Origin of the sequence: Microcoleus sp. MOSTC5 (genome assembly GCF_036701825.1) — a bacterium.
Taxonomy (GTDB): Bacteria; Cyanobacteriota; Cyanobacteriia; order Cyanobacteriales; family Microcoleaceae; genus Microcoleus; species Microcoleus asticus.
The window spans coordinates 1-12,100 of record NZ_JAUBRK010000003.1 but is presented as its reverse complement, the minus strand read 5'-3'; the positions used below and the strand labels follow the sequence as shown (position 1 = coordinate 12,100).

At 43.9% G+C, this 12,100-nt stretch carries 10 protein-coding genes; 3 read left to right on the top strand and 7 right to left on the bottom strand.

Annotation, left to right across the window (positions count from 1 at the left end; all coding sequences use genetic code 11):
* Positions 1 to 133 precede the first annotated feature (133 nt).
* Positions 134 to 4,240 carry a HEAT repeat domain-containing protein gene (locus tag QUA54_RS01880; protein WP_333412821.1) on the bottom strand — a complete coding sequence of 1,369 codons (4,107 nt, stop codon included), beginning with the start codon at positions 4,238 to 4,240 and terminating at the stop codon, positions 134 to 136.
* 162 nt (positions 4,241 to 4,402) lie between these two features.
* Complete coding sequence (locus QUA54_RS01875) at positions 4,403 to 4,621, bottom strand: helix-turn-helix domain-containing protein (protein ID WP_006632503.1); 219 nt, start codon at positions 4,619 to 4,621, stop codon at positions 4,403 to 4,405.
* A gap of 166 nt (positions 4,622 to 4,787) precedes the next feature.
* On the opposite strand from QUA54_RS01875, the gene QUA54_RS01870 reads away from it, so the two are divergent.
* A complete protein-coding gene (locus QUA54_RS01870; protein ID WP_333412819.1) occupies positions 4,788 to 5,258 on the top strand; it encodes a hypothetical protein in 471 nt (156 codons plus the stop codon).
* A gap of 145 nt (positions 5,259 to 5,403) precedes the next feature.
* Here QUA54_RS01870 and QUA54_RS01865 read toward each other — a convergent pair whose 3' ends face one another.
* Positions 5,404 to 6,795, bottom strand: coding sequence for a UDP-glucose/GDP-mannose dehydrogenase family protein (locus QUA54_RS01865; protein ID WP_333204489.1), 1,392 nt, complete (start codon positions 6,793 to 6,795; stop codon positions 5,404 to 5,406).
* Between the two features lie 127 nt (positions 6,796 to 6,922).
* Entirely contained in the window at positions 6,923 to 7,861 is a 939-nt protein-coding gene (locus QUA54_RS01860) for a UDP-glucuronic acid decarboxylase family protein (protein ID WP_172189985.1), read from the bottom strand.
* An 840-nt stretch (positions 7,862 to 8,701) separates the two neighbouring features.
* Between QUA54_RS01860 and QUA54_RS34365 the strand changes: the two genes are divergently transcribed.
* Positions 8,702 to 8,842 (top strand): helix-turn-helix domain-containing protein, encoded by a 141-nt coding sequence (locus QUA54_RS34365; protein WP_445301520.1) that lies wholly within the window; start codon positions 8,702 to 8,704, stop codon positions 8,840 to 8,842.
* Between the two features lie 188 nt (positions 8,843 to 9,030).
* Here QUA54_RS34365 and QUA54_RS01855 read toward each other — a convergent pair whose 3' ends face one another.
* From QUA54_RS01855 to QUA54_RS01845, 3 genes are all read right to left on the bottom strand, one after another.
* Positions 9,031 to 9,462, bottom strand: a complete 432-nt coding sequence (locus QUA54_RS01855; protein ID WP_445301521.1) for an IS630 family transposase — start codon at positions 9,460 to 9,462, stop codon at positions 9,031 to 9,033.
* 156 nt (positions 9,463 to 9,618) lie between these two features.
* The gene (locus tag QUA54_RS01850; RefSeq protein ID WP_333412815.1) at positions 9,619 to 10,926 is read right to left on the bottom strand and encodes an NF041680 family putative transposase; all 1,308 of its coding nucleotides are present in this window, start codon (positions 10,924 to 10,926) and stop codon (positions 9,619 to 9,621) included.
* A 155-nt stretch (positions 10,927 to 11,081) separates the two neighbouring features.
* A complete protein-coding gene (locus QUA54_RS01845) occupies positions 11,082 to 11,456 on the bottom strand; it encodes a winged helix-turn-helix domain-containing protein (protein WP_333412814.1) in 375 nt (124 codons plus the stop codon).
* Between the two features lie 113 nt (positions 11,457 to 11,569).
* Here QUA54_RS01845 and QUA54_RS01840 point away from each other — a divergent pair, with 113 nt between their 5' ends.
* Complete coding sequence (locus tag QUA54_RS01840) at positions 11,570 to 11,812, top strand: hypothetical protein (RefSeq protein ID WP_333412812.1); 243 nt, start codon at positions 11,570 to 11,572, stop codon at positions 11,810 to 11,812.
* The last annotated feature ends 288 nt before the right edge of the window (positions 11,813 to 12,100 follow it).

Below are 12,100 nucleotides of genomic sequence, written 5' to 3'. Positions count from 1 at the left end.
AGGGAAACGGCTCAGCCTAAGTCCGGCCCCTGGATGTGCGACTTATCCCCTCGCCCCAATCCAATTCTGTACCGCATTCAGCAAGTCCTCTTGATTTGGCGGAAAACCTGTTAACGGCAATTCCAGCGGTGGGTTAAGCGTGCCATGCTTGATAAAATTCTGGGTAAGTCATATTTTCGGCACACTCCCAGATGACTTCGTGACATCTTTCATTCCGACCCAAATCATTTTTGTATATTTCCGAAGTTAGGCGATTTTTCAAACCTGAGACTGCGGTGGCGAAGTGTTTACCTTTCATAATTTTCAGTAAGCTATCTGCCGGGTCAAAAATAGAATATTCAGGGTGATAACTAGGAATCAACTCTATTAAAGTCGCGAGCGCAACTGGGTGATATTTCTCTATTTTCCCTAAGCTAGATGCCGCTCGACACCGGGTATCTGCATTACCTGAATTGCGGATTAACTCGACTAAGGTGGCGCTCGCCACTGGGTGATTTTTGTCTATTTTACCTAAGCATTCTGCCAATCGACACCGGATATCTTCATTACCTGAATTGCGGCGGATTAACTCGACTAAACCGGCGCTCGCCACTGGGTTATCTTTGCCTATTGCCCCTAAGCATTCTGTCGCTATAAACCCGGTATATGGATTCTGAGAAGTACCGAGCAACTCCACTAAAGCGGAGATCGCAACTGGGTTATTTTTGCCTATTTTCTCTAATTTATTTACTAATTCCGATAGATTTAGATACATATTATAAGAAGTACCGAGCAACTCGACTAAAGCGGAGAGTGTAACTGGGTTATTGTTGTCTATTTTTCCTAAGCATTCTGCCGCTATGCTCCGGGTATATTCACCTTGAGAAGTACCGAGCAACTCGACTAAAGCAGAGATTGCCTCTAGGTTATTTTTGCCTATTGCCCCTAAGCTTTTTATTGCTTGACACCGGGTACTTTCAGCACCGGAATTGCGGATTAACTCGACTAAAGCGGCGATCGCCACTGGGTTATCTTTGCCTATTTTACCTAAGCTATCTGCCGCTGACCACCGGGTCCTTTCATTGGAATTGCGGGTTAACTCGACTAAAGCGCTGATTGCAACTGGGTTATCTTTATCTATTTTCCCTAAGCATTCTGCCGCTCGCCACCGGGTAACTTTATTACGACGTGAAGTGCGAATTAACTCGACTAAAGCGGAGATCGCAAATGGGTTATTTTTGCCGATTCTTGCTAATTTTTCTGCTGCTTGATAACGAGTATCTTTAGGACGGTAGTTGCGGATTGACTCCAATAAAGTTTCGATCGCTACCGGGTTATCTTTGTCTATCCTACCTAAAATTTCTGCCGCTCGCTCTTGGGTAACTTTATGATCTGAAGTGCGAATTAACTCGACTAAAGCGGCGATCGCAACTGGATTATTTTTCCCTATTTTCACTAAGCTATATGCCAATATTATACAGCTAGGTACGTTATGCCGAGAGAAATGCGGGTAGAAATGGTTATCAACTGAATTGCGGATTAGTTCTACTAAAGCTGCAATCGCTTCGGGGCTATCTTTGCCTATTTTCCCTAAGCTATATGCCACTCGCTTCTCGGTCTTTTTCTCAACTGACTTGTGGAGTAACTCGACTAAAGTGGCGATCGCAACTGGGTTGTTTTTTTCTATTTTCCCTAAGCTCTCTGCCGCTACACACCGGGTATGTTCATCCTGAGAAGTACCGATTACTTCGACTAAAGCGGAGATAGTTTCTGGGTTATATTTGCCTATTTCCCCTAAGCTTTTTGTCGCTCGCCTCCGGGTATATTCATCACCTGAATTGCGGATCAACTCGACTAAAGCGGAACCCGCCTTTTCCCGATCCGTCTCTTTCAGAACTTCCTTTGCTCTATCAACAATTGGATCGAGAAATGTCCGCCAATCCTGTTTTTGCTTATTAAAATAACCAAATCCCCAAATAACAATCTGCGACACAATCTCATCAGCAAGACTACAATCTTTAAACTCAGCAATCCCCGCAGCCGCTAGAAAATATGCCCGATATCCATAAAATTTATCCCACCCAACCTTAAACTTAACCAACGCTTTAATAAACGCTTCCTTCTCCTCCTTCCCTACATCCTCACGCCCCAACCACAGCAAAATAACCTCTTTCCACTGCTTCTCAAAAATGCGATACCTAGCATCAGGATGTTGCGGATTCTTAGGAATATGATTCAAGAAAAAGTGCCAATCCTCAACCGCCAACGCCGCAAAATATTCCTGAAACGTCGGATGGTAAAAAGCATAAATCCCCTCCGCCGTCTCCGCATCCCTCGCCACTAAATTCAGCCAACCCAAACGACAAGCTAACTCAAACTGCGATGCACCCATCACCCGATATCCCACACTTTCTCGCAACTGAAACCGCGACGTTTCATTTAACATCCCTGAAAGTGCCAATTTCCCCAAAGCCGCATTCAATTCCTGCTGCTGAATCAAATTCAGGCGCGGTTTTTTGCACTGATACAAAGTAGTCACAAATAGCCGATAAAGCTTAGCCTTAGTATCCGGCAACTCCCCATCCAACGACTGCCAAGTGCCGCACAATAACGAACATCTCAGGGGATTTTTCACTAAATCTCGGATTCGCTCTTTTCCTGTTGCTGCTAATGCTTCCCGTAGCTGTTGAGAAAGCACCCCCCCAGCCCCACTTGGTAAGGGGGGAGCAAGAATTTCATCTTCTCTTGTCTGCTCCCCATCTTCTCTTGTCCCCCCCCTTAGCAAGGGGGGGTTAGGGGGGGTTCCAAACCGGGGGTTAGGGGGGGTTCCAAACCATTTATCGATAAACATTTCCACCTGTTCGGGATAGGAAAACTCCAGAGTACGATAAGTATCAAAAGTATCCAACGCAGAGCCGATCGCATCCCAAACATTCTGCCGACAACTTAGCACAATTCGCGCCTTTTGAATACAGCCGCCAGTTCTAATTTGTCGCTGAATTTCCGCCAAAGGATTTTCATCTCCGACAGCCATCTCATCCGCCCCATCCAATACCAACCAAACGCGCTCAGCATTAAACTGTGCTAAAAAATCATCCTTAATTTCCGCAGTCGCCTCAGCCTTCCCAATTCTCTTAATAGCCGCCAACAGCCAATTCTCAAATAAATACGGCTCTAATTCCTTCCCCTGCAAATCCGCCAAGGATACCCAAATTACAATCGCCTCGGAAATTTCAGCCCCTACCCAATTCGCAATCTGCCGCAACAGCGTTGTTTTTCCCGCCCCCGGTTCCCCAATAATTCCTAACCGCTTCCCCTTGCTTTTAGGGCTATTTCCTTGCTGGATTACTTGCTCAAGAAACTCCCTGTGTTCAAACCCTTGAGTAATTTGTTTTATCCGGTAAAAATTTAAACCTTCCTTAGCCCCAACCTCCTCGCGTCGCTGAGTCACTTTCTGCCGTTCCACCAATCCCAGCGGCACATAAACATCATCTATTTGATGGTTGCCAAAAGTTAGCCGATTGCTACTAAGTCGCTGCTGTTCTTTCTCGTCTAAAATCTGCTTGCAAATAGCTTGCCAATCAATAGGTTGATAAACAATCCGGCTGTTTTCAACTATCTCCTCAAGCCAAGCGTGCATCTCTTGAGTTGTGCTGTCGATCCGCGTTAAACTCTGCCCTGTAAAAATCTTAAAAAGCTTGTCATTTTCCTTAATTTCCTGAGCAAAGTATGCAGATACCAAGGCGAACAATTCTTGCTCTAACTTAGTTTTGTAGGATGCGACATCGCAATTTTCTAGGGCGACTTCTAGCAGTTTTGGCTTGACTTCTTCAACCTGATTCTGCTTTAACTCATCTGCGGCAGTCAGCAGCAATTCTATCTCATCTAATCCTGTAATGCGAATTCCAGACGGGACTGTTTCTTTATCGACTTGTTCTAATTCTAATTTCAGCTTTTCGAGCTTTCGTTTCAACCAATCAAAATTCCGCCGCCTGTCTTGCAGCGAATAGGCAAAACTCTCTCGGTTAGCCGCATTTTTGGGCTCGATTTCCTGTTTGCATTCTGAGGCGATTTGTTGCTGAGCTTTCAGGAAAGAAGTTTTCAGCGCTTTTTCTAAATCGTGATTGACAATTTTTCCGTTTCGTGAATTTTTTTTTATTCCCGTCAAACAAGCATGATTGAGTGCATCATTGACTTGACTTCCCAAAATGCCTTGCCAAGCGACTGTGAAAAGCAAGCCCAAGGTAATCGGATCTGACATTTGACGGTTCTCCTAATTTCAGGCTCCAAGCGGGTTATTTCAATGATAGGCGATCGAGTTTGGTTGCGGGCGATCGACCTATGCTGAAATCATTACATCCAAACTTCGATCATCACATCAAAGGTCGATCGCTAAAACATTGAATTTAGGTAAAACGTTCAACTATTTTTCTAGGATTACCACGAAATCCTCAATCATCACATCAAAGGTGCGAGCCAGCTTGTGGACTGCTGCAAAGTCAACCATTGCCATACCCTGAGAACGGGCATAATTGCTAATGGTACTGTAGCCCACGCCCGATCGCTCCGCAACCTCCTTGAGCGTCCATCCCTTCTCGGCAGCCAACTCTCGAACCCGCAATCTGACTAAGCCTTTGCTCATATTCACTATTTACAAAATTTTGGATTTAGTATAATATATCAAAAAGCGATCGCCCCCGGTCTGCAAACTAAAGACGATCGCCAGTTAAAATTAATCCCGACAGATAATTTCTGTCGATCGCACTTAGCAGAGATAGATTTATCTACCACCACCAGATGCAACTACAATGATATCAGAAAATCAGTTAAGAGCGTCAGCGATCGGCGCATCAAAAATTATTCACAAATCGTCGATCGTCAATCCGCGATCGAGATTTGTCACCGAAGAAACAGTGGCACTCCTGTTCAACATATCACCCGAACAGATATATCGGATCGAATGCTGTCACAACGTGGTGTACGTTCATGCCAAAGGCCTCAGTCGATTTGTCAGCTACGCCGATTTCCCCCCAATCTTAGAAGTAAAACCGCCCTGCGCTCAAGATTTTGTCGCGTGGTACAAACGCTGGAAACGGACACAAGCACCAGAATTTTGGACTAAATTCTATACGTACAACTTCAAAACGGCTGTTTCAGTTGACAGCTTGCTTGAGTGGGGTAAATTAGTCGCTACAGTTAAATCGGTAATTGCTCCCTCAGCGCTGCAACAGCTACGAGATGTTTACGCTCAAGAAAAAACATTGATGGAAAATTTTTAAAGCACGCGGCGCGGCTCAACCCGCAATTGTTGGTAGCCAACAATTGTAATGTGTTTTTCGGCGCATCCTACGGCGTAGAAATGCTCGTTTGTAAGGTGCGCTTCGGCGCACCCTACGGGATAGAGGTTTCGATCAAAACTCTTCTTTACCTTCCAATTCCCACATATTGGAAACCAGCCACTTCTAAAGCCTTCTTATCTAAGAAATTGCGACCGTCAATCATCACCGGATGATTCATCAACTTCGCCATTTTATCGTAATCTAAATTGCGAAACTGTTCCCAGTCAGTCACCAACACCAAAGCATCGCAACCGTCGGCCAACCTTTCCGGGTCAGTTTCTACCAAAACTCCCGACAAACCGTGACGCATCCCAGTTTGAGAAACAATCGGATCGTAAGCTTTAACTTTCGCTCCCAATCGGTTCAAACTCTCGATTAAATTCAGCGAAGGAGCATCCCGCAAATCGTCAGTATCCGGCTTAAAAGTCAAACCTAAAAGTCCGACTGTTTTACCTTTGAGAATCTTCAAAACGTGCTGCAACTTTTCAATAGCAATCAACCGCTGGCGTTCGTTTACTTCCACTGCCGCTTTCAGCAAATGCGCCTCGTAACCGTAATCCTCAGCAGTGTGAACTAAAGCTGAGACATCTTTCGGGAAACAAGAACCGCCCCAACCAATGCCAGCTTGCAGAAACTTGCCACCAATCCGCGAATCTAAACCGATACCTTTCGCTATTTGGGTTATATCTGCACCGACGCGATCGCAAATATTAGCAACTTCATTAATAAAGCTAATCTTCGTAGCCAAAAAAGCATTAGCTGCGTACTTAATCATCTCCGCTGAACTGATATCAGTCATCACCACAGGAACCTCCGGCAAAGACGGATTTTCTGCAAACTTGCGATCGACAATCGGCCGGTATAACTGTAGCATCATATCCATAGCCCGCCGAGAGTTGCTGCCGAGAACAATGCGATCGGGATTAAAAGTATCGAAAACAGCACAGCCCTCCCGCAAAAACTCCGGGTTGCTAACCACATCAAATACCACACCTTTTTTTGCTGCTACTTCCTCACCCGTAGCCGCCGCATCATTGGTTTGAGCTTTTTGACGTTCCGCCAAACCGTCGAGGACAATCCTCCGCACCCAGTCCCCGGAACCTATCGGCACCGTAGATTTATTGACAATGACTTTGTAATCGCCGTCGAGGTGAGCTCCAATTCCACGAGCAACCGCTTCCACGTAGCGAGTATCGCTTTCCCCAGTAGGCAAAGGAGGCGTCCCCACGGCAATAAACAAAATATCCCCGTGAGAGACTCCTGCTGCTAAATCCGAAGTAAATTCTAGATTGCCCGCCGCAGATGCAGAGGACATTAATTCAGACAGTCCGGGCTCAAAAATAGGCGACTGTCCAGACTTCATTAATTTAACTTTTTCTTCGTTGTTGTCTACGCAAATCACGTGGTGGCCGATGTGAGCCAAACAAGTGCCGGTGACTAAGCCAACATATCCTGTACCGATAACACAAACTTGCATAGAAATCTCCTCAAAGCTAGTAAATAAATCAGGTAGGAATTGGGAATCGGGAATTGGGAATTGGGAATTGGGAATAAGGAAGATTTTTTCGCTCCCCCAGTCTCCCAGTCTCCCCCTCTCCCAGTCTCTACTTTTGGTTTCCCTCAATGCGATCGCGAAAATCTTTCACAGTCAACTCTAAACCTTTATCCAGCGGCACAGTTGGCTCCCACCCCAACCAAGTTTTAGCACGAGTAATATCGGGTTGTCGCTGTTTTGGATCGTCTTCCGGCAGCGGTTTAAAGATAATTTCTGCCCCTGGATTAATCATATTTTGAATTTTTTCTGCAAGTTCCAAAATAGTGTATTCGCCGGGATTCCCCAAATTCATCGGCCCGATTTGGTCGCTATTCATCAAACGAATAAATCCTTCCACCAAATCAGAAACGTAGCAAAAACTCCGTGTTTGGGAACCGTCGCCGTATACTGTCAGCGGTTGATTCCGCAAAGCTTGAGCAATAAAATTGCTCACTACTCTGCCGTCATTTTCCAACATCCGGGGGCCGTAGGTATTGAAGATTCGCACAACTCGAATGTCTACCCCATTTTGACGGTGGTAATCAAAAGATAAGGTTTCAGCTACTCGCTTCCCTTCGTCGTAACACGATCTGATCCCGATACAATTAACGTTGCCGCGATAATCTTCTGTTTGTGGATGTACGTCAGGATCTCCGTACACTTCGGAAGTGGAAGCGAGAAAAAATCTTGCTTTTACCCGTTTGGCCAATCCCAACATATTCATCGTGCCGATGACGTTTGTTTTAATTGTCTTGACAGGGTTGTACTGATAGTGTATTGGCGAAGCGGGGCAAGCCAGATGGTAAATCTGATCTACTTCTAACCGAATCGGTTCCGTGATGTCGTGGCGGATCAGCTCAAAGTATGGGTTATCCAGCCATTTGAGGATATTGCGTTTAGTACCGGTGTAAAAATTATCCAGGCAGACTACCTCATGTCCTTGGGCCATTAAGCGATCGATTAGGTGGGAACCGAGAAAACCCGCACCGCCTGTGACTAAAATTCTCATTGTGGAAACTGCCGTTCTGTTTAGGGGTAGGACTGGAGTACAAAAATTCAGTCGCTCGAATGAAACTTTCTAATACAATAACAAAATTGCGATCGACAATGTAAAGACTTATGCGTCACATTCATAAAATCTTTAATTAACTTAGCATTTTCAAATACTTTGAACAAAGTGCTATAATTCGCCAATCTTAGCTAGCAATTTTTATTTAACCTTCAATGTTATTTCCGAAAAAATACTGTTGACAATAGTTTGGTTATTTGTTATTTGTTATTGGTTATTTGATGACTTCGGTTAGACGTAAGGCGATGCCCTACGGGATAGCTGCGCTTCACGGGCTTATTTGAAAAAACCAGGGTGGATTTATCTGAAAAGCAATATGAGAGAAATTATCTCGATTTCGGGAATAGAAAGTCCGCTACTTTCAACCCAGGGTTGCACCCGTTCAATTGCCATTTCTGGAGATTGCAGCCAGAAGTAAATTAGGTTGATTGTGTAGCCTTGAGTTTTACAGTTTCTCAATAATCGAGCAAAGTTATGAGCCGCTAAATTTGCCTCGAAGGCGAAATACAGCGTTTTCCGATGTTATGAGGTACAATAGCAACAGTTAGCTTTCCCAATTTCTTAAATGCTGAGGATTTATTAAATTGAGGGCAACTGCTATTATTCTATCAATCATAGATGCGTTATACCAATTTCATAAAATAGTGCTACAGTTAGTATAAGTGCATTTTGCAATTTAGTAGGCAAATAGAGGTCAAAAGAATGTCAGGAGTTGTTAAGATTGTAATTCGAGAAACCGCAGCAGAACTGAAAACTTTGCTGTGCCGATAGAAAGATGCTGTGCGCCACAAAAAACTGCTGATTCTGTATTGGCTCAAAACCAAAACAGTGGATAGTGTATTGTCTGCTGCGGTGCGTTTAGGTAAGCATCGTACCACAATACGAAGATGGTTGTCCAGCTACCGAACTGGGGGAATATAGCAATCCTAAATGATTTTCTATGTATAGCAATCCTAAATCAATTGTAAAATATCTGGCTTCACCAATCCTCATTAAGTTGGTATTAACTTAGGCTTTATATCAAACAAGCCATACATATTTAACTTGGGAAGTTAAATCTTTGACAATGAGTTACAAGCATAAATAGTTTTTTAACAAGTGGGAAACTTTTACAGAGATACCAATGCTTTATCAGAAAATTTTTGCCAGACCAGCCAAATATCTTCTACAGGGTTTTGTTCAGGTGCATTAGGAGCAAATAATTCACATCTGATCGACCATTCAGATTTTTCTAAATCTTGATTAACCAGACCCAGATAATCTCGCATTTCTCCATATTTATGATAACTTGCCCCATCCCAAAATATCAAAATTCTCGCTCCTTTATTTAGACTTTGAAGGTATTTTACAAACAAAACTGTATTTGCTGAATTTCCGGCTTCATATTCTTGCACAAAAAATTGTTTTGTTTGATAATTGAGAGCGCCAAAATATGTTTGCCTTTCTCTCTGATTTGTCATGGGTACTTCTACTCTTATCTGAGTCTTTCCCCAAACATATCCACAGACATCTCCCCAAAGTAGATGACATTCATCGATCATATATACCACAAGTCTTCCAGCTTCTATTTCTTCTCTGTTTTCTTCTAAAATTTTCTCTATTTCTATCTTATGACTGGAGTTTAGACTAAGACAGAATAAAGAAGTGCATTACTCTAGATTGAATGCACTCAAAAATGAGCGAGGGAAAATTTCTGATTAAGGGGACTTGGTGGCGGTTTTTATGGGGCGAGAAAACCCTTTTTTGACCGTGGGATATCTAATTCTAGGTCGTCGCTTGCGCCCTCTAATCCAACCAGGAGATTTACCTCGAAGTTTGGGAGGACGAGCAGGTGTACCTAACAGAGCTAAAATGCTCCCAAAGGATTGAGCTACCCGTCCAGGGGTTAGTTTGGCTTGAGATTTTTGCCAAGGTAGAGGGCGCTGTGCGACAAGTTGGCGGGCCAACCATAATTGCCAAGTAACAATGGGCATTAAATCGCTCCATCGATCGCATTGAAGGGGTGTACTTAACGCAGGAACTGTCCAGTGAAGACGATTTTTAGCAAAACGATACCAGTGGTCGATGGCAAACCTTCGTAAATAGAGTCGCCAAACTTCTGTGACAGTCGGCATAGATAATCCCACAAATGCCAACCACATCGGCTTAGAAACTGCGCTCGCACCATCTTTTGTCAGTCGTTCTACCAATAGAACGGACATCGAGTTGTCGGGGGACAAACGAAAATGCAAATTGTGCCAAACCCGAACTCGCATTTTTCCTAATTCGGGGTCTTCTGCCTCGACTTGTTGTGCTGGGGAACTCCAAGTCGTTGAGTCATTAAGTTTAAATCGATCGCCGTGAACTTTGGGCCGACCCCGCCCCCCGTAGGCATCAGGTGCACCCCACAAACATAAATTTGAGCGCAGGCGCATCAGTTTATCTACAGGAAGTCCTGCGGTTTGATTGACAAACGGCGCACAACCGTATTCACTGTCCCACAACGATAGCGCTCTTGATGGCAACTGAGAACTCACACTCGATAATTGCTGGACTGCTTGAGAAATGGGACTGTCCCAACTGGTAATTCGTTCATGTAAAAGTGGCAAGGCCCAACTCCCTTCTGCTTCAGGTATCCATGCCAAGGTACTGTAGCCGTATCCCACAGTCACCGGACGACCTCCCAGTTGCGATGGAGAATGTTCATAAGTACGTTCTTTCAAGGTTTTGGCAAACGGTCTCGACCAACTCGTATGGTCGCCTGCGAGAACGATTCGTTTTGATTGCGGGATTTGTTGGATGTAGAGCTTCATTAATTCTGCTCGATAGGGTCTTGTATCTTGTAGCGCCTCGTAAACACTCGACCATTGGCGACGAAAGACGCAAGATAAGGATAAATCGGCTAAACTTTCAGCTTTTCTCGTTAATAAGAGCGCATCCATTAATTCAAAAGTAGCATCTTGCGCTTTACATAGATTTTTGTAGATGGCTTGACGAAACTCTTGCAATTGAGTGATAACATTCATAGCGGTCGAGCGGGGTTGGTGAGACTTCCCTATCTTCCGGCATCCGGGTTAACTCAAACATAGCTGGTCCGGTATTTTTTTCTTTGTTTTTGGTTCTTTAACCCCGAAGAGTGTGGTATGGTGATCGCGCTTTTGCTTGAGGGCGATCATACTTTTTAGTCTAAACTCCAGTTATGAGCTTCTACCAATTTATCGTTTTTTTTTTGATTGTTTTTTTGAGCTTTCTTCCAGCTAATCTCGGCTTCATCAAATAATTGATAATAACTTTGATTGGATTTGAAACGAACATCATATTTGTCTTCTATGTATTCTCGAAGCTCCTGTAAGCTCAAAAACTCTTGAGCATTTAAATATTTGATAATCTCTGTTCGTTTTGATTGATTTAGATATGCCTTTGACCCTTGATGTTTCAGTCTTAATCCTTTCACCCCATTCTTAATAAATTTTGCTTTACATTGACTGATAAATGCTGCTGATACATTTAATATTTTTTGAATTTTAGCACCAGGCACACCCTCAATCCACATCATTATAGCTATGGCTCGCTTCTGTTCTCTAGGCTCAGGGTTGCTATCGATAAAATGTAAGAATTCAGGTAAAAAATAGTGAGCGTGAGAGCCGAAAAATATGGTAATGTAGTCAGATGAGCGAAAAGTCAGAGTTATCAGCAGCACTAAAATTAGAAACGGTTGACCAGTTGAGCCACCAGGAGCTGGTCAAAATTGTGCTCACCCAACAGAAGCTGATTGAAAAATTACAACTCCAGCTCGAAAAGCTCCAAGAGAGACAGCCCAGCAATAGCTTTCACATCATCGAAACCCCCATCAAGGGATCTGATACAGAAATCAGAGACAGCCAAAGTTCAATGGCACTGAAAAAGGCTTAATCACGCCCGCAGTTTAGCTTTCAAGACAGAGCGAGGTTCCTGCATTCGAGGATAGGGTTTCGGCCTGCGTTTTAAAACTCTGGGTTCAGAACGCTCAGGTCGAATCGTGAGTAAATTAGTTGCCACCTGTTCCAAAAGTAATTGACGCCATTGTCGCTGTTGGCGTTTTCCTGTAGTTGCCAACAGCGTCAATAACAGATTAAACTGCTGCCTAGGGCGTCGGTTCAGTATTAGGAGTTGACAAAAAAAGGAATTTATGAAATTAGCCAGTGCATGAGTTCGAGTCTA